Annotated in this window: 19 protein-coding genes; 15 read left to right on the top strand and 4 right to left on the bottom strand. The window is 70.3% G+C overall.

Features of this window, described 5'->3' with window-relative positions; translation table 11 throughout:
* The first annotated feature begins 2 nt into the window (after window positions 1-2).
* The 6 genes from mycP (at window position 3) to DT019_RS36190 (ending at window position 5,862) form a co-directional block, all read left to right on the top strand.
* Window positions 3-1,259, top strand: coding sequence for a type VII secretion-associated serine protease mycosin (gene mycP, locus DT019_RS36210; protein WP_114041247.1), 1,257 nt, complete (start codon window positions 3-5; stop codon window positions 1,257-1,259).
* Window positions 1,260-1,580: 321 nt separating this feature from the next.
* The gene (locus DT019_RS36205) at window positions 1,581-2,006 is read left to right on the top strand and encodes a hypothetical protein (RefSeq protein WP_114041246.1); all 426 of its coding nucleotides are present in this window, start codon (window positions 1,581-1,583) and stop codon (window positions 2,004-2,006) included.
* 2 nt (window positions 2,007-2,008) lie between these two features.
* The gene (locus DT019_RS39970) at window positions 2,009-3,676 is read left to right on the top strand and encodes a WXG100 family type VII secretion target (RefSeq protein ID WP_189390246.1); all 1,668 of its coding nucleotides are present in this window, start codon (window positions 2,009-2,011) and stop codon (window positions 3,674-3,676) included.
* Between the two features lie 149 nt (window positions 3,677-3,825).
* Window positions 3,826-5,007 (top strand): S8 family serine peptidase, encoded by a 1,182-nt coding sequence (locus DT019_RS36200; RefSeq protein WP_223279939.1) that lies wholly within the window; start codon window positions 3,826-3,828, stop codon window positions 5,005-5,007.
* Window positions 5,008-5,122: 115 nt separating this feature from the next.
* Window positions 5,123-5,488, top strand: coding sequence for a WXG100 family type VII secretion target (locus tag DT019_RS36195; RefSeq protein ID WP_114041244.1), 366 nt, complete (start codon window positions 5,123-5,125; stop codon window positions 5,486-5,488).
* Window positions 5,489-5,559: 71 nt separating this feature from the next.
* Window positions 5,560-5,862: a WXG100 family type VII secretion target gene (locus DT019_RS36190; protein WP_114041243.1), complete on the top strand. Its 303-nt coding sequence runs from the start codon at window positions 5,560-5,562 to the stop codon at window positions 5,860-5,862.
* Window positions 5,863-5,941: 79 nt separating this feature from the next.
* Here the strand turns inward: DT019_RS36190 and DT019_RS36185 are convergent, their stop codons facing one another.
* Window positions 5,942-6,235 (bottom strand): DUF397 domain-containing protein, encoded by a 294-nt coding sequence (locus tag DT019_RS36185; protein ID WP_114041242.1) that lies wholly within the window; start codon window positions 6,233-6,235, stop codon window positions 5,942-5,944.
* A 199-nt stretch (window positions 6,236-6,434) separates the two neighbouring features.
* On the bottom strand, window positions 6,435-10,400 hold the full coding sequence (gene eccCa / locus DT019_RS36180) for a type VII secretion protein EccCa (protein WP_114041241.1): 3,966 nt from the start codon (window positions 10,398-10,400) through the stop codon (window positions 6,435-6,437).
* Window positions 10,401-10,648: 248 nt separating this feature from the next.
* Between eccCa and eccD the strand changes: the two genes are divergently transcribed.
* The 6 genes from eccD (at window position 10,649) to DT019_RS36145 (ending at window position 17,789) form a co-directional block, all read left to right on the top strand.
* Window positions 10,649-12,148, top strand: a complete 1,500-nt coding sequence (eccD, locus tag DT019_RS36170; RefSeq protein WP_114041240.1) for a type VII secretion integral membrane protein EccD — start codon at window positions 10,649-10,651, stop codon at window positions 12,146-12,148.
* Window positions 12,149-12,339: 191 nt separating this feature from the next.
* Window positions 12,340-12,630, top strand: a complete 291-nt coding sequence (gene rpsO / locus DT019_RS36165; RefSeq protein WP_006346214.1) for a 30S ribosomal protein S15 — start codon at window positions 12,340-12,342, stop codon at window positions 12,628-12,630.
* Window positions 12,631-12,951: 321 nt separating this feature from the next.
* On the top strand, window positions 12,952-15,171 hold the full coding sequence (locus DT019_RS36160; RefSeq protein ID WP_114041239.1) for a polyribonucleotide nucleotidyltransferase: 2,220 nt from the start codon (window positions 12,952-12,954) through the stop codon (window positions 15,169-15,171).
* On the top strand, window positions 15,168-16,547 hold the full coding sequence (locus DT019_RS36155; protein ID WP_114041238.1) for a M16 family metallopeptidase: 1,380 nt from the start codon (window positions 15,168-15,170) through the stop codon (window positions 16,545-16,547). Before DT019_RS36160 ends, DT019_RS36155 begins: the two co-directional genes overlap by 4 nt.
* A gap of 19 nt (window positions 16,548-16,566) precedes the next feature.
* Window positions 16,567-17,319 carry a 4-hydroxy-tetrahydrodipicolinate reductase gene (dapB, locus tag DT019_RS36150; RefSeq protein ID WP_114041237.1) on the top strand — a complete coding sequence of 251 codons (753 nt, stop codon included), beginning with the start codon at window positions 16,567-16,569 and terminating at the stop codon, window positions 17,317-17,319.
* 17 nt (window positions 17,320-17,336) lie between these two features.
* Window positions 17,337-17,789 (top strand): tetratricopeptide repeat protein, encoded by a 453-nt coding sequence (locus DT019_RS36145; RefSeq protein ID WP_114041236.1) that lies wholly within the window; start codon window positions 17,337-17,339, stop codon window positions 17,787-17,789.
* Window positions 17,790-17,805: 16 nt separating this feature from the next.
* Here the strand turns inward: DT019_RS36145 and DT019_RS36140 are convergent, their stop codons facing one another.
* Window positions 17,806-18,366: a hypothetical protein gene (locus tag DT019_RS36140; RefSeq protein ID WP_114041235.1), complete on the bottom strand. Its 561-nt coding sequence runs from the start codon at window positions 18,364-18,366 to the stop codon at window positions 17,806-17,808.
* A gap of 116 nt (window positions 18,367-18,482) precedes the next feature.
* Complete coding sequence (locus DT019_RS36135) at window positions 18,483-18,722, bottom strand: hypothetical protein (protein WP_114041234.1); 240 nt, start codon at window positions 18,720-18,722, stop codon at window positions 18,483-18,485.
* Window positions 18,723-18,921: 199 nt separating this feature from the next.
* On the opposite strand from DT019_RS36135, the gene thyX reads away from it, so the two are divergent.
* From thyX to DT019_RS36120, 3 genes are all read left to right on the top strand, one after another.
* Window positions 18,922-19,662 carry an FAD-dependent thymidylate synthase gene (thyX, locus tag DT019_RS36130; protein WP_114041233.1) on the top strand — a complete coding sequence of 247 codons (741 nt, stop codon included), beginning with the start codon at window positions 18,922-18,924 and terminating at the stop codon, window positions 19,660-19,662.
* 212 nt (window positions 19,663-19,874) lie between these two features.
* Window positions 19,875-20,774 carry a 4-hydroxy-tetrahydrodipicolinate synthase gene (gene dapA, locus DT019_RS36125; RefSeq protein ID WP_114041232.1) on the top strand — a complete coding sequence of 300 codons (900 nt, stop codon included), beginning with the start codon at window positions 19,875-19,877 and terminating at the stop codon, window positions 20,772-20,774.
* Window positions 20,775-20,900: 126 nt separating this feature from the next.
* Window positions 20,901-22,586, top strand: coding sequence for a ribonuclease J (locus DT019_RS36120; RefSeq protein ID WP_114041231.1), 1,686 nt, complete (start codon window positions 20,901-20,903; stop codon window positions 22,584-22,586).
* The last annotated feature ends 251 nt before the right edge of the window (window positions 22,587-22,837 follow it).

The following is a 22,837-nucleotide window of genomic DNA, read 5'->3' as shown; positions in this document are numbered from 1 at the left end:
CCATGGCGTACCCACCGAAGGCCCTTGCCCTGAAGGCATTCGCCCTGTCGACGACGGCGGCCCTCACCCTGCTCGCGACCCCGGCGGCCGCCGCCCCCGCCGACGACGCCGGGAACGACCAGTGCACCTTCCCGTCGAAGCCGTACGCGGGCCGCCCCTGGGCGCTCCAGCGCGTGCTGCTCGACGAGTTGTGGCGCCAGTCGACCGGCAGGGGCGTGCGGGTCGCGGTGATCGACACGGGCGTCGACGTCAAGAACGGCCAGCTCAAGGACGCGGTGGACGCCTCCAAGGGCAAGAACCTGCTGCAGAAGGACCTCAAGGACTCGGCCGGTCAGCCGCTGCCGCGCGGCGCGGAGAACGGCACGACGGACACCGTCGGGCACGGCACCAAGGTCGCCGGGATCATCGCGGCCCGCCCCGCCAAGGGAACGGGCTTCGTGGGCCTGGCCCCCGACGCGGCGATCATCCCGATCGAGCAGAACGACGCCGGCGGCCACGGCACGGCGCAGACCCTGGCCGAGGCCATCCGCTACGCGATGAGCGCCGACGCCGACATCATCAACATCTCCCAGGACACCGCGAACGCGGTGGAGCCCGCGGCCGCGCTGAAACAGGCGGTGGACGACGCGCTGGCGAAGGGCATCGTGGTGGTCGCCTCGGCCGGCAACGACGGCCTGGGCGGCAACGTGAAGCAGACGTACCCGGCTTCGTACGAGGGGGTCCTCGCCGTCGCCGCCTCGGACCGCAACAACGAACGGGCCGCGTTCTCGCAGTCCGGCGAGTTCGTCGGCGTGGCCGCGCCCGGCGTGGACATGGTCTCCACCGTGCCCGGCGGCGGCCACTGCGCCGACAGCGGTACGAGCTTCTCGGCCCCGTACGTCGCGGGGGTGGCCGCCCTCATCAAGGCCAAGCACCCCAAGTGGACCCCGCGCGAGATCGTCGCCCAGCTCGAGCAGACCGCCGAACGCTCGGTGTCCGGCCACGACCGCCTGGTCGGCTGGGGCGTGGTCGACCCGGTGCGCGCCCTCACCGAGGACGACCACCCGATCGAGACCCCCACCGCCCACGAGGGCGTCACCCCGGCGCGGGCCCCGACCCCCGCCGCGCTCCACCTGGGCGAGACGGACGAACAGCGCACCGAACGCCTGGCCACGTACGTGGCCGTCGGGGTGGCGGTCCTGGCGGCGGTCCTGAGCGGGTCCGCGGTGGCGATCCGCGACGCCCGGCGGCGGAGCCGGAGGGTGACGGGAGCGGGATGAATGCGAGGGCTTCGTGCAGAACGGGTCAAGCCCGATCCAGGTCTGTTCTGCGTGGACCAGCAGGTGGCTGATGCTGGTGCGGAAAAGATCAGAAGTGAGTAGACGTACTCATGCGACGTGAGATGAGCCCTCGTACTATCGGGGTGGCCGGGGCAACTCGGTCCCGCCGATAGTCCGTTGGGCCGGCGACACGTGGTGATTAGAGTGACCGCGGTGCGACAAGCGGCGTCCACAGGGCGGATCGCGACGCGGGGAACGGCAATGGGTTTACGGGGAGAGGTGTCATGGGGCGTCCTGCCTACAGGGGCGAAGGCGGCGGCGATGGGTGACCTCGAGAAGGGCATGGAGGCGCTGAAGACGTTCAAGAACCGGGTGGACACGATGCTCACCGAGTTCGAGGGCTCCCACGGCAGCCCCACCAGGCTCGCGGACCAGCGGATCGCCCGCACGTCCTTCAGCTCAGGAACCGCCGCGTTCCCCGAGGCCGACGGCCTCTTCACCCAGTACCACCGCGTACACGAACGACTGACCTCGCTGTCGAAGTCGCTCGGTCATCAGATCGAGGCCATGGGAATCGCCGCGCACGGAGCCGATATCGGCTTCGACAACCTGGATGAGGAGATGCGGCAGCGGTTCTGGGCGATCAAGTCCGCGATCGACTACGACGCCGAACAGGCGCAGCGCGAGAAGGACGGCAAGCCGAAGCCGCAGCGCACCGACGACAAGTCCGCCGGAACGGGGTGGTAGCGATGACCGACAACAAGCCCCAGCCGTCCCACCCGCCCCAGCCCGCGCCCCCGAAGCCGACCGACGAGCAGCGCGTGAGCGAGCAGGTCGGCGTCACCGACATGACCACCACCGCGGGGGAAGCGCTGTCCGGCTTCTTCCCCTTCGGGGGGCCGGTCCGCTTCTTCGGGACGACCGATTTCGAGAACCACCAGCTCAACGACATGATCGACCTGGTCGCCCACGCCAACCCCGAGCACCTGACCAGTGCGGGGGACGCGCTGTTCAGGGCCCGGGACGCGATCAAGAAGGCGGCGCAGGAACTCCAGGCCAACGTCCGGGCGGTCCACTGGGAGGGAGAGGCGGGCAACGCCTTCCGCGCCTGGGGGGACAAGCTCGCCGGGCACAGCCAGAAGCTGTCGGACTTCGCCGACGTGGCCGCCGTCCAGATCAGCGCGGCGGGCTCGGGCCTGGCCTCGGTGAGCAAGGCGATGCCTCAGCGCGACCAGCGCGCCCAGCCGGTGAAGGTCGCGGACATCCCGCCGACGAAGCGGGTCGCGGGCAACGCGGAGTACGAGGCGGCGGTGAAGGTGGAGAAGGACCGCCAGGAGGCCATCAACCAGATGAACCGCCTGTCGTCCTTCTACTCGGTCTCAGAACAAACCCTGGCCGCCCAACAGCCCCCCGTCTTCGAGCCCATGCCCCAGGTGGGGGTGCCTCAGCCGTTGCCTGGCGGCGGTGACCCGGTCATCCCTGGCAGAGCACCCGACCATACGACGTCGGCTCATGCCCACACGGCTCATAGCGGGGATTCATCCAGCCGCGGGTTTGTGGAACCGATGGCGGACCATGCCCGCACGGACACCCCTGTCCACCCTCATGAGCAGGCAACCGGTGGTGCTCTGCCCCTCCCCGATCACAACGCGGGCACGCAGCTGAACAGTGTCACCGACCTGGCGCCCACGACAGCGGCCCAGGTAGCACCGGCGACGCCTCAGGTTCCCAAGACAGCCGGGCCTGTTGGCGGCCCTGTTCTGCCGCTCATGGGTAGTCCTTGGAACCAGACGGCTGGTGATGCGGCAAGGGCACCTCGTGGCGTGGGTGGATTGCCTGCCCAGGCACGAGCTGGGTCCGCAGGGCGGCAAGGGATTTCGGGGACAAGTGGTGCTGGACGATCAGCATCGGGCCCGGTGGAGCGCCCAGCCAGCACGGCTCAGGGCCTCGGTAGGGGTGCGACCTCCACAGCGGGGCAATCTCCGATGGGGCGCGGTGTTTCGGGAGGCACTCCGCGTGCCGGGGGAGCCGGTTCCGCACGTGCGGGATCGCCCGCGGGTACAGGCCGAAGCAATGGGATCGTCGGCGGGCGCCCGAATGCCGGGGCGTCAGAGTCTGCTACCTCCCGTGCTCCGAGGCGAGCTGTGGTCGGCGGCGAGGCGGGAGCACCTGCCAAGCCAGTTGGTGGGCCGGGGCAGCGTGGAGTCGTCGGAGCGACCAAGTCAGCCAGCTCGGGAGCAGGGCAGAAGAGCCGACCGCCTATGGGCAATCCGGATGGCATTGTCGGTGCCCCGAGGGGGCGAACGGTCAACTCTCGTTCCGGACGCAACGCGTTCACCAAGGGAGGCGAAGGCCTCGTGAGAGAGCAGGCTCCAAGCTCGGAGGGCGATGACGCCTCGGGGCTTGAGGCTGACTGAAGGCGAACGCCGGGACCACACGGCGGCGCTTCACCAGCACGATCGACTAGGCACAGCTGAGGATGTAAGGACGCATGAAGCCACCAATGAGTCGGCGCGAGGGGTTTGGCCCGAAGTTGCGGACGCCCCTGGGGCGGCGGGCAGTCTCCGTGAGCGCAGCGCTCGCCGCGCTGGTCGCTGCGTCGGCGGGGTTGGCTCCTCATGCCATTGCCGATAGCGCACCGCCGGAGCAGTGGTACTTGGGTGCCATGCACGCACCAGACCTGTGGAAAGTCAGTACCGGGAAGGGCGTCAAAGTCGCTGTTGTGGACACGGGCGTCAATCCCGACACACCCTCCTTGAAGGGGCAAGTGCTCGCACAGGAGGTGCCGGCGGCGGCTGCGTACGGAGCAACCAAGGACTACGACGGCCACGGTACGACGATGGCGGAGATGATCGCCGGAACGGGCCAGGGCGGCGGAATCAAGGGGTTGGCTCCAGACGCAAAGGTCATCCCCTTCAGGATCGCGCTGAGCACCTTGAAGGACCCTGCGGAGTTGAAACGCACGAGCCTCCCGGCTCAAGCGATCCGGGCGGCGGCAGATTCGGACGCGAAGGTCATCAACATGTCCTTCGCTGCGCACACCAAGGGACCTGGTCTTGAGGAGGCGGTCAAATACGCCGCATCCAAAGGAAAGTTGATGTTCGCCGGAACCGGCAATGACGGTGAAGAGAGCAACGATCTGGTCGAGTTCCCTGCCGCCTTGCCCGATGTCGTAGGCGTTGCCGCTGCGGACGCCAGTGGGAACGTTGGCAAGTTCTCTCATTCAGGTGACTTCGTCGATCTGGCGGCGCCAGGCCTCAACGTCTCGCGATGGTGCACCGCGGACTTCCAGGCCTACTGCACCGCCGACGGAACCAGCGCCGCCTCAGCCATCGCGTCCGCCTCGGCCGCGCTGATCTGGTCCGCGCATCCCACCTGGACCGCCGATCAAGTGCTGCGCACCATGATCGATACCGCTGGGCGGTCCTGGGACAGGAACACTCCCAGCAAATACCTCGGCTACGGGCTGATCCGGCCCCGGCTCGTCCTGGAGAAGGCGGACATCAATCCCGGGCCCGCCGACGTCGACCCGCTCGGCAAGGAGAACGGGGGGAGCGGCACGCCCCCGGCCGCATCCGCCGCGCCCAGCGCTTCGGCACCCGCCCAGGGGCAGGCCGCTGCCAAGGGTGAGGGCACGGGCGGGGGCGGGGGAAGCACGCCCTGGGTCGTCGGCGGGGTGCTCGCCGGGCTCGTCGTGATCGCGGGCGGCGTGTTCGCCGTGCTCAGGACGCGCCGCCGCGGCGCCTGAGCGGCCGGCCCCACCGCATCGGCCCACCGCATCGGCCGCCGCGGCGCGCCGAGCCGACGCAACCACCACAGCCATCCGCACCACCATCAACACCACCACGAAGGGAAGGTCTGGCATGACGCAGGACCAGCGGGTATCAGACAGCGAGATGGCCAAGCTGGAGGAGCAGATCCTCCACCGGTTCGACTCGGTGAAGAGCCAGGTCAACCATCTCCAGAACGTGATCAACAGCCTCGAAGGGGCGTGGGAGGGCATCGGTGCCCACGCGTTCGACCGCAAGCAGACCGACATCAACCACAAGATGGTCCACATGGGGCGGCTGCTCCTGGACTTCCTCGAGGCGATGAAGGCGACCCGCACCCTCAAGGGCGACACCGACGACGAGGTCCGCAAGGCCCTCATGGGCGTCGACGTCGTGGACGGTTACAGCGGTGACGCGGGGGCCACGGCCGCGATCACCTCGAACCTCAGCACGTACTAGTCGCGCCGGGCTCGCCCGCCTCGCGGTGCCGGCCCACCACCACCTTGTTCACCACAGAGATTGGGGAAGTCATGCCCGACAACAGCGGCGATGTCCTCGGAGTCCACTACGGCAGCCTGACCGAAGCCGCCGAGAGCATCCGGAAGCAGGCCGGCAAGCTCCAGCAGGATCTGGAGGACATCCGCAAGCTGGTCGACAGGGCCGCCAACAACTGGCACGGCCAGGCCCACGAGGTGTACGCCACCAAGCAGCGGGACTGGACCAACACCGCCCAGAGCGTTCAGACCTCGCTGACGCAGATCGCCAACGCCGTGGCCGAGGCGGGCCCGACCTACCGTGCCGGTGACCACAAGGCGGCGGGCTACTTCCAGTAGAGGCGCCGGACAGCGGCAGGAACGGGGTGGGCACGCGCGGGAGGTGCCCGCCCCGTCCTGCGTCCGCGCGCGGCGGGCGCTACGCCTCGATACCCCCGTTGCGCACCGACGGCTCCAGGTCGAACTCCCCGTCCCGCGCCCCCAGGACGAACGCCTGCCACTCCGCCTCGGTGTACCGCAGCACGGTGTCGGGATCCACGGAGGACCGCATCGCCACGGCGCCGGCCGGCAGATAGGCGATCTCGACGCGCTCCTCGTCCTCGGAGGTGCCCGGCGCGCTGTGCCACTCGACCCCCGAGATGTCGAGGGCGTACAGCTCGTTCTTCTCGCGCTCCTTGCGCTCCTGGAGTTCCCTGTCCTGTTCCTCAGCCATGACGGAGCGATTCCTTCCAGACGTGCCGACCCGGGCGTGCCCAGCGCGGCGGTGCGGGCACCAACCAGCTGTCCGCTCACCCTACTTGGCACCACCCGGCGCGCACGGCGGGCCGGGGAGGATTCATGGGTACGGGGGAGGGGGCGCCGGGCGCCCCCTCCGCACGGCGCGGCGGGCGCCCCCTCCGCACGGGGCGGCCCTACCCCATGAACCCCGTCTGCACCAGCGGCTTGCCGCGCTTGCGGGAGACGAAGGTGCCGCGGCCCGTCGGCATCGGGCGGGGGCGGACGCCGGCCAGGATGTCGCCCTCGGCGGGGTCGCCGGCCAGGACCACGCCCTGGGCGCCCAGCTCCTTCATGCGCTGGATGAACGGCTCGTACGAGGCGCGGCCCGCGCCCGCCGTGGAGCGGGCGATGATGAAGCGGACACCCACGTCACGGGCGAACGGCAGCAGCTCGGTGAGCTTGCTCAGCGGGTTGCCGCTCGACGTCGACACCAGGTCGTAGTCGTCGACGACCACGTAGACCGTGGGCCCGCGCCACCAGCTGCGGTCGCGCAGCTGCTGTGCGGTCACCTCCGCGCTGGGCGCGCGGCGCTGCATCAGATCGGCCAGGGCGTCCATGTGGTGGTCCATGGCGTTGGACATCGGGATGTACTCGGCCAGGTGCGAGGGCGGGGTCACATCGAGCAGGGCGCGCCGGTTGTCCACCACGAACAGCTTGCAGGCGTCGCCCTCGTACCGCTGGGTGAGCTGGGTGATCAGGAGGCGGAGCAGGTTCGACTTGCCGGACTCGCCCTCGCCGAAGATCAGGAAGAACGGGTCCTGCTCGAAGTCGACGAACACCGGCTCCAGGTTGTTCTCGTCGAGCGCGAAGGCGATGCCGCGGTCGGGCGAGGCGTAGCCGGGCGGCAGTTGGGCCGCCGGGAGTTCGCGCGGCAGCAGCCGGACCGCGGGCGCGCCCGGCGCCGTCCAGTGCCGGGCGACCTCGGTGGCCAGCGCGGCGGTCGCCTCGGCGAGGTCGGTGTCGGACTGGAGGCCGTCGATGCGCGGTACGGCCGCCATGAAGTGCGCCTTCTGCGGCGACTGGCCGCGGCCGGGCACCCCGACGGGCACATTGGCGGCGACCTTGCGGTCGAACTCGGAGTCCATGGTGTCGCCGAGCCGCAGCTCCAGGCGGTTCATCAGGTGGTCCTTGAGGTTGGCCCGCACCTCCATGGAGCGCGACGCGGTCAGCACCAGGTGGATGCCGTAGCCGAGGCCCCGGGCCGCGATGTCCAGGACGACCTGCTCCAGGCCCTCGTACTCGGTACGGAAGTTGCCCCAGCCGTCGATGACGAGGAAGACGTCGCCCCACGGCTGGTCGGCGACCGAGATGGTGCCGCGGGCCCGGCGGGTCCGGAAGTCGGCGATCGAGGCGATGCCCGCCGAGCGGAAGTACTCCTCGCGGCGGGTCAGCACGCCGTACACCTCGGCGACCGTACGCCGCACCCGCTCCGGGTCCAGGCGCGAGGCGACCCCGCCGACGTGCGGCAGACCGGCGACCGCGGCCATGCCGCCACCGCCGAAGTCGAGCCCGTAGAACTGCACTTCGTGCGGGGTGTGGGTGAGCGCGAACGACGCGAGCAGGGTGCGCACCAGCGTCGACTTGCCGGACTGCGGGCCGCCCAGGATCTGCAGGTGGCCGGCCGCGCCCGAGAAGTCGCACCACAGTGGGTCGCGGCGCTGCTCGTAGGGCTTGTCGACGAGGCCGAGCGGCACGACCAGGCGTCCGGCGCCCTCGTAGCCGGGCGGGGTGAGCCCGCGGCCCGCCACCGGGGCGAGGCCGGGCAGCAGCGAGTCGAGCGCCGGCGGGCTGTCCAGCGGCGGCAGCCACACCTGGTGCGCGGCGGGCCCGCGCGCCTCAAGGCGGCGCACGATCACGTCGAGCACCGTGTCGGCGAGCGCGTCGTCGGTGCGCGGCCCGCTCTCGGCGCGCGGCCCCGGCACGGTCTGCGGGGCGTACGTCACCGGCACCTCGGCGGCGGTGAACAGCACCGGCCGCCGGTCCACGGGCACCGGTCCGCCGAGCGCCGCGGAGCGTTCGGCCCCGTTGCGGTACACGCCGGAGACGTACGCCGCCTTGAAGCGGGTCATCTCGTCGGTGCCGAACTTCAGGTAGCCGGAGCCGGGGATGCTGGGCAGGTGGTAGGCGTCCGGCACGCCGAGCGCCGCGCGGGACTCGGCGGCGGAGAAGGTGCGCAGGCCGATCCGGTAGGAGAGGTAGGTCTCCAGACCGCGCAGGCGACCCTCCTCCAGGCGCTGCGAGGCGAGCAGCAGGTGCACGCCGAGGGACCGGCCGATGCGGCCGATCTGCACGAACATCTCGATGAAGTCCGGCTTGGCGGTGAGCAGTTCGCTGAACTCGTCGATGACCAGGACGAGCGAGGGGACGGGCTGGAGCGCGGCGCCCGCGAGCCGGGCCCGCTCGTAGTCGTGGATGTTGGCGTAGTTGCCGGCGTCGCGCAGCATCTCCTGGCGGCGGTTGAGCTCGCCGCGGATCGAGTCGCCCATGCGGTCGACCAGGGTGAGGTCGTCGGCGAGGTTGGTGATGACGGCCGCGACGTGCGGCATCTGCGCCATCCCGGCGAAGGTGGCGCCGCCCTTGAAGTCGGCGAGGACGAAGTTCAGGGTTTCGGAGGAGTGCGTCACGGCGAGGCCGAGCACCAGGGTGCGCAGCAGCTCGGACTTGCCGGAGCCGGTCGCGCCGACGCACAGGCCGTGCGGGCCCATGCCGTCCTGCGCGGCCTCCTTGAGGTCGAGCATGACCGGGCGGCCGTCCTCGCCGACGCCGATGGGCACCCGCAGCCGTTCGGAGTTGGAGCGCGGCCGCCAGGTGCGCGCGGTGTCCACCGAGTCGGCGTCGCCCAGGTTCAGCAGGTCGGTGAACTCCAGGTTGGCGAGCAGCGGTTCGTCGTCGTCGCCACCGGTGGCCATGCGCAGGGGGGCGAGCTGGCGGGCCAGCGCGTCGGCGGACTCGTAGGACAGGAGGTCGGGCGTGCCCTCGTACACGAGGCCGTGGCCCGATTCGAGGCGGAGTGCCCGGGGGTGCACGACGACGGCCAGGTCGCCGCGGGCGCCGGTGAGTTCGCCGGGGACGACCTCGACGACGGTGACGCCCTGGAGGCCCTCGGCGGAGGCGAGGACCGACATCGGGGGCGGTGACACCCCGTCGAGCACGATGACGATGTGCGGCTCCTCCGGCAGGGGCGCGCCTTCGGGGTGGAAGCGGGGGCGGCCGGTGAGGCGGGGGGCGAGCAGCTCTTCGAGCTCGGCGGCGCTGCGGCTGATCAGGCGGCGGCTGCCCGCGCCGTCGGTGAGACCGGGTGCCTGGGTGTGCGGCAGCCACTTCGTCCACTCCCACTGCGCGGACGCGGACGGGGACGCGGCGACCGCGATCACCAGGTCCTCGGGGGAGTGCAGGGAGGCGAGCGAGGCGGTCAGGGCGCGGGCGCAGGCGCGGACCGTCTGGGGTTCCCCGCTGACCGTCAGGTGGTAGAAGGCGCGCAGCGAGACCGCCATCGGCAGGTCCTCCACCGTCTGGTGGGTGGCCAGAAAGCGCTGCATGGCGCCCGCGGTCAGCGGCTCCAGCTGGTCGACCGGCGCGGTCCCCGGCGGCACCAGCGGGGTGGCGAGGGCCTGGGGGCCGAGCCCGATGCGCACCTGCCCGAAGTCCTCGTCGCCCGCCCGTCGTTCCCACACCCGGCTGCCCTCGGCGACCAGCGCCCACAGCTGCTCGGGGGAGGGGTGCAGGTAGTACTGCGCGTCGCGCTGCTTGCGCGCGGCCTCGGCGGCCGAGCGGCGGGTCTGGCCGAGGTAGCGCAGGTAGTCGCGGCGCAGGTCCGCCAACTGGCCCTGGGAGCCCTTGCGGTAGCGGACGATCATCGCCACCGACATGGCCACCGTCGAGGCGACCATCACCATGCCCATGACCTTCATGAACGGTTGCGAATTCGGCATGAAGAAGAACACGACCGAGCCGCCCATGCCCAGCATGGGCAGCAGTTGCATCAGCGCACCCTCCTGCTGTCCGCGGGGCAGCTCCGGCGGAGGCTGGAGAACGACCTCCTCCGTGGGCACCTCGGACGGCAGGACCCGTGGCGGGCGCTTGACGATGATGTGGCTCACAACGCACCAATTCTCTTGGCAGCCGGAGAAGTTCAGCCCGCCGCCCCGTGTCCGGCGAACGCCGACCGCGGTGGGATCCTACTGACATCCGATGTGATCGGCTGGCGATAGGGTGCCGTCTGTTCGCGTAAGCACCCGCGAACAGAGCGAAGAAAAGCGGGCAATTGGCGCGCCGAACGGACGGCCCGGCACGGGCGGACCGGGCACCGCGAGTGAAGCGAGTGAAGCGAGTGAAGGGGGAGCCGAGGGTGAGCACGACCACCACCACGACGACGGCCGCCGAGCCGAACCGGCCGGCCCAGGCGACCGGGGCGGGCCTCGGCTTCTGCCGCGTGACGATCGTGGCGCCGGACGGCCGCGTCGACGTGGCGCTGCCCGACGACATCCCGGTCGCCGACATCTACCCGGAGATCCTGCGCCTGTCGCAGCAGAGCCCGGCCGAGGGCGCCCCCGTCGGCTACTCGCTGGTGCGCCGGGACGGCACCGTCCTCGACAGCGCCCGCTCCTTCGCCGCCCAGTCGATCCTCGACGGCGAGCTGCTCAGCCTGCGCCCCTTCTCCGAGTCGCTGCCGCCCGCCGTCTTCGACGACGTGTCCGAGGCCGTCGCCTCCGCGGTCACCCAGGACCGCACCCTGTGGAACCCGGAGCTGACCCGCGCGGCCGGCCTCGTCGGCGGCGGTGTCCTGCCCGCCCTGCTCGCCTTCGCGGCCTGGACCGCCGACCCCCGGCACGACATGCACGGCCTTCCCGGCATCCTCGCCGCCGTCGCCGGTGTGCTCCTGCTCACCCTCGCGGCCGTACGCGCCCGGATCTACGACGACCAGCTGTCCGCCGTCGCCCTCGGCCTCGGCTCGCTGCCCAACATCGCGGTGGCCGGCTCCGGCCTCCTCCCGCTCGCCGCCCACCACGGCGTCGGACGGCTCCAGCTGCTGCTCGCCTGTGCCGCCGTGCTGATCGCCTCGCTGGTGCTCACCCTGCTCTCGCCCCGCGGCGACGGGCCCTTCGTGGCGTTCGTGCTGGCCTCGGCGGTGGGCGCGCTCGTGGTGTTCGTCTCGATCCTGACCGGCATGAAGCCCGCCGAGACCGCCGCCGTGTGCACCCAGCTCGCCGTCGGCGCGCTCGCGTTCCTGCCCGGCCTGTCCATGCGCTTCGCCCGGCTGCCCATCGGCTTCGAGGCGCCGCACGGCTCCCAGCGCGACCTCGGCGAGGACCCGGCCCCGCAGCCCGTCGACGCCGAGCGCGTCGCCGCCCAGGCCCGGCGCGGCCACGAGCTGCTCGTCGGCCTGGTGGGCGGCTGCGCCCTGCTGGCCGTCGCGGGCGCCGCGGTGCTCGGCTTCGGCGACGACACCTGGGGCCGGCTGCTCGCGCTGGCCACCGGCGTGGCCCTGCTGATGCGCGCCCACCTCTTCCGCTACACCGCGCAGGTCGGCGCCACCCTGGCCGCGGGCCTGGGCGCACTCGTCCTGCTCGGCCTCGGCCTGTGCATCAACGCGCCCCGCGGTCTGATGGCGGACGCCCTCAAGGGCGACACCGCGGCCCTCGACATCCGCACCCTGTGGCTGATCGCCGCGATCGCCGCCGCGGCGGCGCTGGTCACCGCGATCGCGCTGATCGTCCCGAACCGGGGCGTCACCCCGTTCTGGGGCCGCTTCCTGGAGATCGCCGAGGGGTTCGTGCTGCTCACGCTGCTGCCGCTGACCCTGGCCGTCTTCGACGTGTACGCCAGGGCCCGGGCCCTGACCAGCTGACCGGGGCCCGCTCACCGCGGGTCAGCCGCCACCCGGGGTGCTGGTACGCTGTGTGACGGCCGTTTGTGTACGCGTTTCCGGATGATCTGGAAGCTGCGCTCATCGGACCTTCGCCTCCGAGTCACGGAAGCTCCCCTGAGATCAAGACCAGGGGCACTCGTGGGCGCACGAACACCACTGAGGAGTACCGAGTGTCTCTCGACGCCGCTACGAAGAAGCAGATCATGGCCGAGTTCGGCACCAAGGAGGGCGACACCGGCTCCCCCGAGGTTCAGGTCGCCATGCTGTCCCGCCGCATCTCGGACCTGACCGAGCACCTCAAGACGCACAAGCACGACCACCACTCCCGCCGTGGTCTGCTGATCCTCGTCGGCCAGCGCCGCCGCCTTCTGCAGTACCTGGCCAAGAAGGACATCCAGCGCTTCCGTACGCTGGTCGACCGCCTCGGCATCCGTCGCGGTGCGGCCGGCGGCGCCAAGTAAGCATGCGGTCGAGGGAGCGGTTCCCACCTATTAGGGGGCCGCTCCCTTTGCTGTACATGCGCGACGTACCGAACGCTCAGTAGTCTGGTACGCACAACAGAACAAGCTTCACCGCAAGACGCTTCACCGACGAGCGAGCAGAAGCCTCCTCCCGCCGCCGGTCCTCGGTAGTGGCCCCCGGAACGCAAGGCACCCCGGGTGCTTCGATCGAAGACCGGCCCGCCCCCAGGAGCGCTTCTCCGCCGTCACCACCGTCCCCGCGCCACACGGGCTCCGGGACGAAAAGACGACACTGCAGCCAAGCAAATGGAGAAAACGCTAGTGGAGAACGAGACCCACTACGCCGAGGCCGTCATCGACAACGGCTCCTTCGGCACCCGCACCATCCGCTTCGAGACGGGCCGCCTGGCCAAGCAGGCCGCCGGCTCCGCCGTGGCGTACCTGGACGACGACACGATGGTCCTCTCGGCCACGTCCGCGTCCAAGAACCCCAAGGACCAGCTCGACTTCTTCCCCCTCACGGTGGACGTCGAGGAGCGGATGTACGCGGCCGGCAAGATCCCCGGCTCCTTCTTCCGCCGGGAGGGCCGCCCCTCCGAGGACGCGATCCTCACCTGCCGCCTGATCGACCGCCCGCTGCGCCCGTCCTTCAAGAAGGGCCTGCGCAACGAGATCCAGGTCGTCGCGACGATCATGGCGCTCAACCCCGACCACCTGTACGACGTCGTCGCGATCAACGCCGCGTCCGCGTCCACCCAGCTGGCCGGTCTGCCCTTCTCCGGCCCGATCGGCGGCGTCCGCGTCGCGCTGATCAACGGCCAGTGGGTCGCGTTCCCGACGCACACCGAGCTCGAGGACGCCGTCTTCGACATGGTCGTCGCGGGCCGCGTCCTGGAGGACGGCGACGTCGCGATCATGATGGTCGAGGCCGAGGCCACCGAGAAGACCATCCAGCTGGTCAAGGGCGGCGCCGAGGCGCCGACCGAGGAGGTCGTCGCCTCCGGTCTGGACGCCGCGAAGCCCTTCATCAAGGTGCTCTGCAAGGCCCAGTCCGACCTGGCCGCCAAGGCTGCCAAGCCGACCGGCGAGTTCCCGATCTTCCTCGACTACCAGGACGACGTCCTGGAGGCGCTCACCGCCGCCGTCAAGGGCGAGCTCGCCCAGGCGCTGACGATCGCCGGCAAGCAGGACCGCGAGGCCGAGCTGGACCGCGTCAAGGGTCTGGCCGCCGAGAAGCTGCTTCCGCAGTTCGAGGGCCGCGAGAAGGAGATCTCCGCCGCGTACCGCGCGCTGACCAAGAAGCTGGTCCGCGAGCGCGTCATCACGGACAAGGTCCGCATCGACGGCCGTGGCATCACGGACATCCGCACGCTGGCCGCCGAGGTCGAGGCCATCCCGCGCGTGCACGGCTCGGCTCTGTTCGAGCGTGGCGAGACCCAGATCCTGGGCGTCACCACCCTGAACATGCTCCGCATGGAGCAGCAGCTGGACACCCTTTCCCCGGTGACCCGCAAGCGCTACATGCACAACTACAACTTCCCGCCGTACTCGGTCGGCGAGACCGGCCGCGTGGGCTCGCCCAAGCGCCGCGAGATCGGCCACGGCGCGCTCGCCGAGCGCGCCATCGTGCCGGTGCTGCCGACGCGCGAGGAGTTCCCCTACGCGATCCGTCAGGTGTCCGAGGCCCTCGGCTCCAACGGCTCGACGTCCATGGGCTCGGTCTGCGCCTCCACCATGTCGCTGCTGAACGCCGGTGTGCCGCTCAAGGCCCCCGTCGCCGGTATCGCCATGGGCCTGATCTCCCAGGAGATCGAGGGCAAGACGCACTACGTCGCCCTCACCGACATCCTCGGTGCCGAGGACGCGTTCGGCGACATGGACTTCAAGGTCGCCGGTACGAAGGAGTTCGTCACCGCGCTCCAGCTCGACACCAAGCTCGACGGCATCCCGGCCTCCGTTCTGGCCGCCGCCCTCAAGCAGGCCCGTGACGCCCGCCTCCACATCCTCGACGTGATGATGGAAGCGATCGACACGCCGGACGAGATGTCCCCCAACGCCCCGCGGATCATCACCGTCAAGATCCCCGTGGACAAGATCGGTGAGGTCATCGGCCCCAAGGGCAAGATGATCAACCAGATCCAGGAGGACACCGGCGCCGAGATCACGATCGAGGACGACGGCACCATCTACATCGGTGCCGCCGACGGCCCGGCCGCCGAGGCCGCCCGCGCCACGATCAACGGCATCGCCAACCCGACCATGCCGGAGGTCGGCGAGCGCTACCTGGGCACCGTCGTGAAGACGACGACCTTCGGCGCGTTCGTGTCGCTGCTCCCGGGCAAGGACGGTCTGCTGCACATCTCGCAGATCCGCAAGCTCGCCGGCGGCAAGCGTGTGGAGAACGTCGAGGACGTCCTGGCCGTGGGCTCCAAGGTCCAGGTCGAGATCGCCGAGATCGACTCCCGCGGCAAGCTCTCCCTGATCCCCGTGATCGAGGGCGAAGAGGCCGCCGAGGGTGACAAGGACGACGCTGCCAAGTGACGTCCCGTAGTTCCGCGACGACGGCCCGCCCCTCTTCGGAGGGGCGGGCCGTCGCCCGTACCCAAACGCTTCTGAAGGGTCGAGACGGCATCGGCACCGTCCGCCGTACGACCCTCCCCGGCGGCCTGCGGGTCGTCACCGAAACCCTTCCCTCCGTACGGTCCGCGACCTTCGGCATCTGGGTCCAGGTGGGGTCGCGCGACGAGACGCCGACGCTGAACGGCGCCACCCACTACCTGGAGCACCTCCTCTTCAAGGGCACGAGCAAGCGCAGTGCCCTCGACATCTCCTCCGCGCTCGACGCGGTCGGCGGGGAGATGAACGCCTTCACGGCGAAGGAGTACACCTGCTACTACGCGCGGGTGCTCGACACCGATCTGCCGCTGGCGATCGACGTCGTGTGCGACATGCTGACGGACTCGCTGATCCTCGCCGAGGACGTCGACGCCGAGCGCGGCGTGATCCTCGAAGAGATCGCGATGACCGAGGACGACCCGGGCGACTGCGTGCACGACCTGTTCGCGCACACCATGCTGGGCGACACGCCGCTCGGCCGCCCGGTCCTGGGCACCGTGGACACGATCAACTCCCTCACCCAGGCGCAGATCTCACGCTTCTACAAGAAGCACTACGACCCGCGCCACCTGGTCGTCGCGGCCGCGGGCAACGTCGATCACGCCACCGTCGTACGCCAGGTCCGCAAGGCGTTCGAGAAGGCCGGCGCGCTGTCCCGCACGGACGCCGTCCCCCTCACCCCGCGCGGCGGAGCGCGCACCCTGAAGGCCGCGGGCCGGATGGAGCTCCTCAACCGCCGCACGGAACAGGCCCACGTGGTCCTCGGCATGCCGGGCCTGGCCCGCACCGACGAGCGCCGCTGGGCGCTGGGCGTCCTGAACACCGCGCTGGGCGGCGGCATGTCGTCCCGGCTGTTCCAGGAGGTCCGCGAGAAGCGGGGCCTGGCCTACAGCGTGTACTCGTACACCTCGGGCTTCGCCGACTGCGGCCTGTTCGGCGTGTACGCGGGCTGCCGCCCGAACCAGGTCCACGACGTCCTGAAGATCTGCCGGGACGAACTGGACCGGGTCGCGCACGAGGGCCTCTCCGACGACGAGATCCGCCGCGCGGTCGGCCAGCTCTCCGGTTCCACCGTGCTCGGCCTCGAGGACACCGGTGCGCTGATGAACCGCATCGGCAAGAGCGAGCTGTGCTGGGGCGAGCAGATGTCGGTCGACGACATGCTGGCCCGGATAGCCGAGGTCACCCCGGACGACGTCCGCGAGGTGGCTCGTGATGTCCTGGGGCAGCGTCCCTCGCTGTCCGTCATCGGCCCGCTGAAGGACAAGCAGGCCGACCGCCTCCACGAAGCGGTCTCGTAACCCCTAAGGAATCAAGCGAATGAGCAAGCTGCGCGTGGCGGTCCTCGGTGCCAAGGGCCGGATCGGCTCCGAAGCGGTGCGAGCCGTGGAGGCCGCCGAGGACATGGAGCTGGTCGCGGCCCTCGGCCGCGGCGACGAGCTGGAGACGCTCGCCGAGACGGGCGCCCAGGTCGCGGTCGAACTGACCACCCCCGCCTCGGTGATGGAGAACCTGGAGTTCTGTGTACGCCACGGAATCCACGCCGTCGTCGGCACCACGGGCTGGACCGAGGACCGCCTCGCGCAGCTGAACACCTGGCTCGCCGGGTCTCCCCGGACCGGTGTGCTCATCGCCCCGAACTTCTCCATCGGCGCGGTCCTGACCATGAAGTTCGCTCAGCTCGCGGCCCCGTACTTCGAGTCGGTCGAGGTCGTCGAACTGCACCACCCCAACAAGGTCGACGCCCCCTCGGGCACCGCGACCCGCACCGCCCAGCTGATCGCGGCGGCCCGCGCCGAGGCCGGGGTGGGCCCCGCGCCGGACGCCACCCAGACCGCGCTCGACGGTGCCCGCGGCGCCGACGTGGACGGCATCCCCGTGCACGCCGTGCGGCTGCGCGGCCTCCTGGCCCACCAGGAGGTGCTCCTCGGCGCCGAGGGCGAGACCCTGACCGTGCGCCACGACTCCCTGCACCACAGCAGCTTCATGCCGGGCATCCTGCTCGGCGCCCGCCGCGTGGTGACCACTCCGGGCCTCACCTTCGGCCTGGAACACTTCCTCGACCTCAACTGAGCGGCACCGTCGGCCTCATGCGCGCAAAAATCACCTATCTCGTCACGGCCGCCGTCCTGGTCTTCTACTTCGTCCTGGCCGGCAGCCGCGGCGTGCTGCTCATCGAGCAGGGCACCTGGATCACGGTCACCATGGGCGTGGCCGTGCTGATCCTGCCGCTGATCGGCATCTGGTTCCTCTGGGCGAACACCCGGTTCGTGACCAAGGCCAACAGGCTGGCCGCCGAACTGGAGGCCGAAGGCGGGCTGCCCGTCGACGAGTTGGTCCGCACCGCGGGCGGCCGCATCGACCGCGACTCGGCCGACGCCGTCTTCGCCCGCCGCAAGGCGGAGACCGAGGACGCCCCCGACGACTGGCGCTGCTGGTTCCGCCTCGCCGTCGCCTACCAGGACGCCCGCGACACCCCGCGGGCGCGCAAGGCGATGCAGCGGGCGATCGCCCTGCACGAGAACAGGCCGGCCGCGGTCTAGCGGGGCGGGGTGCCGCTCAGCCCAGGCGGTACTCGTCGCCCCACGCCTCGACCAGGTCGGCGGCCCGCTCGAAGGCCTCGCGCCGCCCCAGGAAGTCCGCGTTGTGGTCGGTGAGCAGCGGCGCGAGCGCCTGGCCGTTCCCCTGCTCGGCGATCAGCGCCTGCCCCTGCACGGTCCGCGGCAGGCCGAGCCAGCGCACCGGCTGCTGCACCGTCCGTACGCCCCGGATCCGCGGCCACGCCACGGTGGTGGTGGAGAAGAACGCGACCCGCCGCAGGCCGGCCCGGCTGACCCAGACCCCGACCCGGAGCAGCCGTAGGGCCGAGCCGATCACGAGCGCGGCGACGACCAGCACGGCGAGCGCGGCCGGCGGCGCACCGGCGGCCGCGATGATCACGGCGGCGAGCAGCACGAACGAGGCGAGGAGCAGCAGCACGGCCGCCGCGCCCACGCGCCACGGGCCGGGCCGGTAGGGCCGCCGCCAGCGGTCGTGGTCGTCGAAGGGCAGCGCGATGTCGTCGGGGTACTCACCGGGTGCGTCAACTGCGCGGTCGGCCGTCAGGAAGGGCAGGGGCACGACTGATCCTCACTCACAAGCACGCTCGATTGGGCTGTGCGGGGTGAGGCTACCCAGGAGGTCACCGCGCGGCCACCTCCGGGGGTCCGGGCGCGCGTCGGCGCGTCCGGCGCCGGTCAGCGGCCGTTGGAGGCCTCGGACTGCTGACTGTGCGCGGGGGACTGGGGGCTCTCCATGGCAGGCAGACCGAACAGCAGCGCACCGGTGAGCCCGGCTATGACGGTGAGGCCGACCAGCGTCCGCCCGACGAGCTGACCTGCGCTCGCGCGCTGGCGCGGCGGCGGCTCGACATTGCTGCGGTAGCGGTCGGCTTCGGCGACGAATGCGAACGGAACGGGCTCACGCCGGCGGAACATGGGGGCACATCTCCTGGGAAACTCGAGGGGCTGTCGAACTGTCTGCTGCTTACTGGTACAGACGCACGGCAGTGCCGATTGGTGCCCGAATTCCCCGAATTGGCCGAAGAATGTGGTGACGACCCGTCAGGGACAGAGTTGTCGGTGCCGGGCCGTAGAGTGGGCGCCGCCCGAGCGACGCAATCGGAAGGACCCGCCGGTGACCGACACCCCCGCCCCAGACCTCAAGCCCAGCTTCCGCAGCGACGTCACCGTCGAGCTCGTGAAGCACTCGGCTTCCGACTCGGACGTGCTGTGGGCAGCCCGTGTCTCCACGGCGGGCGAGCAGTCCCTTGAGGAGTTGCAGAAGGACCCCGAGCGCTCCAAGGGCCTCATCAACTACCTGATGCGGGACCGGCACGGCAGCCCCTTCGAGCACAACTCGATGACCTTCTTCATCAGCGCCCCGATCTTCGTGTTCCGCGAGTTCATGCGGCACCGCGTGGGCTGGTCGTACAACGAGGAGTCGGGTCGGTACAGGGAGCTCCAGCCGGTCTTCTACGTCCCGGGCGCCGAGCGCAAGCTGGTGCAGCAGGGCCGCCCCGGCAAGTACGAGTTCGTCGAGGGCTCGGCGGACCAGCAGGAGCTGACCTCCCGCGTCATGGAGGACTCCTACCGCCGCTCCTACGAGGCGTACCAGGAGATGCTGGCCGCCGGCGTCGCCCGCGAGGTGGCCCGGGCCACCCTCCCGGTGGGGCTCTTCTCCTCGATGTACGCGACGTGCAACGCGCGTTCGCTGATGCACTTCCTCGGTCTGCGCACCCAGCACGAGCTGGCGAAGGTCCCCTCCTTCCCGCAGCGGGAGATCGAGATGGTCGGCGAGAAGATGGAGCAGGAGTGGGCCGCGCTGATGCCGCTCACCTATGCGGCCTTCAACACCAACGGCCGGGTGGCCCCGTAACCGGGTCGTCCCGCGAGGTGCGCCGGTCATACCGGCACAGATGTGCGGATACGCCGCGCAAAGTGTCCGTATTGCGGCGTTTCGTGAAGTTCATCTAGGCTGATCAAACGGACCCGGCACTGCTTGAACCCCCGAGCAGGCAGTGCCGGGCTCCCTCAGCCACCGGCCCCCGAGGGGGCACCTGGCGTTGAGCAGCGAGTAGCGTGTTACCCATGGCTCCGATCTCCACTCCGCAGACCCCCTTCGGGCGGGTCCTCACCGCCATGATCACGCCCTTCACGGCGGACGGCGCACTCGACCTCGACGGCGCCCAGCGACTGGCGGCCCATCTGGTCGACGCAGGCAACGACGGACTGATCGTCAACGGCACCACCGGCGAGTCCCCGACCACCAGCGACGCGGAGAAAGACCAGCTCGTACGGGCCGTACTGGAGGCCGTCGGAGACCGGGCCCACGTCGTGGCCGGAATCGGCACCAACGACACGCGCCACACCCTCGAACTCGCCCGTACGGCCGAACGCTCCGGCGCGCACGGCCTGCTCGCCGTGACGCCCTACTACAACAAGCCCCCGCAAGAGGGACTGTTCCGGCACTTCTCGGCCATCGCCGACGCCACCGAACTCCCGGTGATGCTGTACGACATCCCCGGCCGCAGCGGCGTCCCGATCGACACCGAGACCCTCGTCCGGCTCGCCGAGCACCCCCGGATCGTCGCCAACAAGGACGCCAAGGGCGACCTCGGCCGCGCCAGCTGGGCCATCGCCCGCTCCGGCCTCGCCTGGTACTCCGGCGACGACATGCTCAACCTGCCGCTGCTCTCCGTCGGGGCCTGCGGCTTCGTCTCCGTGGTCGGCCACCTCGTCACCCCCGAGCTGCGCGCCCTGCTGGACGCCTACCTCGCGGGCGACGTGCGCAAGGCCACCGAGATCCACCAGCAGCTGCTCCCCGTCTACACGGGCATGTTCCGCACCCAGGGCGTCATCACCACCAAGGCGGCCCTGGCTCTCCAGGGCCTGCCCGCCGGGCCGCTGCGCCTTCCCCTGGTCGAGCTCACGCCGGAAGAATCCAGCCAGCTGGCGCTCGATCTGGCGGCCGGTGGGGTACAGCTCTAACCACAGACTTCACAACTGAATACGCGCCGGAAGTACGCGCGAAACCCACACACAACAGCAAGTGCACGAATGACATACGCGCCACGTGCCCTACCGGTACGTGGCGCGTGTGGTGAGGAGAGTCTTTTGAGTCATCCGCATCCTGAACTCGGCACCCCGCCGAAGCTTCCCAAGAACGGCCTGCGCGTCACCCCGCTCGGCGGTCTCGGCGAAATCGGCCGGAACATGACCGTCTTCGAGTTCGGCGGCCGCCTGCTCGTCGTCGACTGCGGCGTCCTCTTCCCCGAGGAGGAGCAGCCGGGCATCGATCTGATCCTGCCGGACTTCAGCTCGATCCGGGACCGCCTCGACGACATCGAGGGCATCGTCCTGACGCACGGCCACGAGGACCACATCGGCGGCGTGCCGTATCTGCTCCGCGAGAAGCCGGACATCCCGCTGATCGGCTCCAAGCTGACCCTCGCGCTGATCGAGGCCAAGCTCCAGGAGCACCGCATCCGCCCCTACACGCTGGAGGTCGCCGAGGGCGACCGCGAGCGCCTGGGCCCCTTCGACTGCGAGTTCGTCGCGGTCAACCACTCCATCCCGGACGCCCTCGCGGTGGCCATCCGCACCCCCGCGGGCATGGCCGTCGCCACCGGCGACTTCAAGATGGATCAGCTCCCGCTGGACGGCCGCCTCACCGACCTGCACGCCTTCGCCCGGCTGAGCGAGGAGGGCATCGACCTCCTCCTCTCCGACTCGACGAACGCCGAGGTCCCCGGGTTCGTGCCGCCGGAGCGGGACATCTCCAACGTCCTGCGCAACGTCTTCGCGAACGCCGACAAGCGCATCATCGTGGCCAGCTTCGCCAGCCACGTGCACCGCATCCAGCAGATCCTGGACGCGGCCCACGAGTACGGCCGCCGGGTCGCCTTCGTCGGCCGCTCGATGGTCCGCAACATGGGCATCGCGCGCGACCTGGGCTACCTGAAGGTCCCGGCCGGCCTCGTCGTCGACGTCAAGACGCTGGACGACCTGCCGGACGACGAGGTCGTACTGGTCTGCACGGGTTCGCAGGGCGAGCCGATGGCCGCGCTGTCCCGCATGGCCAACCGCGACCACCAGATCCGGATCGTCCAGGGCGACACCGTGATCCTCGCGTCGTCGCTCATCCCGGGCAACGAGAACGCGGTCTACCGCGTCATCAACGGGCTGACCCGCTGGGGCGCCAACGTCGTCCACAAGGGCAACGCCAAGGTGCACGTCTCGGGCCACGCCTCGGCCGGCGAGCTGCTGTACTTCTACAACATCTGCAAGCCGAAGAACCTCATGCCGGTCCACGGCGAGTGGCGCCACCTGCGGGCGAACGCGGAGCTCGGAGCCCTCACGGGCGTGCCGAAGAACCACATCGTCATCGCCGAGGACGGCGTGGTCGTCGACCTGGTCGACGGCGCCGCGCGCATCGTCGGCAAGGTCCAGGCGGGTTACGTCTACGTCGACGGCCTCTCGGTCGGCGACGTCACGGAGACCTCCCTGAAGGACCGCCGCATCCTCGGCGACGAGGGCATCATCTCGGTGTACGTGGTGGTGGACTCCAGCAGCGGCAAGATCACCAGCGGCCCGCACATCCAGGCGCGCGGTTCCGGCATCGACGACTCGGCCTTCGGACCCGTGGTCTCGAAGATCGAGGAAGCGCTGAACAGGTCCGCCCAGGACGGCGTCGTCGAGCCTCACCAGCTCCAGCAGCTGATCCGCCGCTCGGTCGGCAAGTGGGTCTCGGACACCTACCGCAGGCGCCCGATGATCCTCCCCGTGGTCGTCGAGGTCTGACGCACCGCGATCGCACACCCGGAGCGGGGCGGGAATCCGGCTCCAGAATCTCTGATAAAGTCGGGCCACGCCGAAAGGGAAACGCGAAAGCGGGAACCGGAAAGCGAACCCCAATTCGACGGGGAATCGGACACGAAAGAGTCTGATAGAGTCGGAACACGAAATACCGAAGGGAAGCGCCCGGAGGAAAGCCCGTGAGGGTGAGTACGAAGGAAGCGTCCGTTCCTTGAGAACTCAACAGCGTGCCAAAA

Origin of the sequence: Streptomyces sp. SDr-06 (assembly GCF_003324565.1) — a bacterium.
Classification (GTDB): Bacteria; Actinomycetota; Actinomycetes; order Streptomycetales; family Streptomycetaceae; genus Streptomyces.
Note: the sequence above shows the minus strand (reverse complement) of the source record. Positions and strands in the feature narration are given on the sequence as shown.

What these genes read in the sequence shown, in the direction of transcription:
- mycP (WP_114041247.1), top strand. Translation starts at nt 3, where the DNA reads ATGGCGTACCCACCGAAGGCCCTTGCCCTGAAGGCATTCGCCCTGTCG.
- DT019_RS36205 (WP_114041246.1), top strand. Translation starts at nt 1,581, where the DNA reads ATGGGTGACCTCGAGAAGGGCATGGAGGCGCTGAAGACGTTCAAGAAC.
- DT019_RS39970 (WP_189390246.1), top strand. Translation starts at nt 2,009, where the DNA reads ATGACCGACAACAAGCCCCAGCCGTCCCACCCGCCCCAGCCCGCGCCC.
- DT019_RS36195 (WP_114041244.1), top strand. Translation starts at nt 5,123, where the DNA reads ATGACGCAGGACCAGCGGGTATCAGACAGCGAGATGGCCAAGCTGGAG.
- DT019_RS36190 (WP_114041243.1), top strand. Translation starts at nt 5,560, where the DNA reads ATGCCCGACAACAGCGGCGATGTCCTCGGAGTCCACTACGGCAGCCTG.
- DT019_RS36185 (WP_114041242.1), bottom strand. Translation starts at nt 6,235, where the DNA reads ATGGCTGAGGAACAGGACAGGGAACTCCAGGAGCGCAAGGAGCGCGAG.
- dapB (WP_114041237.1), top strand. Translation starts at nt 16,567, where the DNA reads ATGAGCAAGCTGCGCGTGGCGGTCCTCGGTGCCAAGGGCCGGATCGGC.
- DT019_RS36145 (WP_114041236.1), top strand. Translation starts at nt 17,337, where the DNA reads ATGCGCGCAAAAATCACCTATCTCGTCACGGCCGCCGTCCTGGTCTTC.
- DT019_RS36135 (WP_114041234.1), bottom strand. Translation starts at nt 18,722, where the DNA reads ATGTTCCGCCGGCGTGAGCCCGTTCCGTTCGCATTCGTCGCCGAAGCC.
- dapA (WP_114041232.1), top strand. Translation starts at nt 19,875, where the DNA reads ATGGCTCCGATCTCCACTCCGCAGACCCCCTTCGGGCGGGTCCTCACC.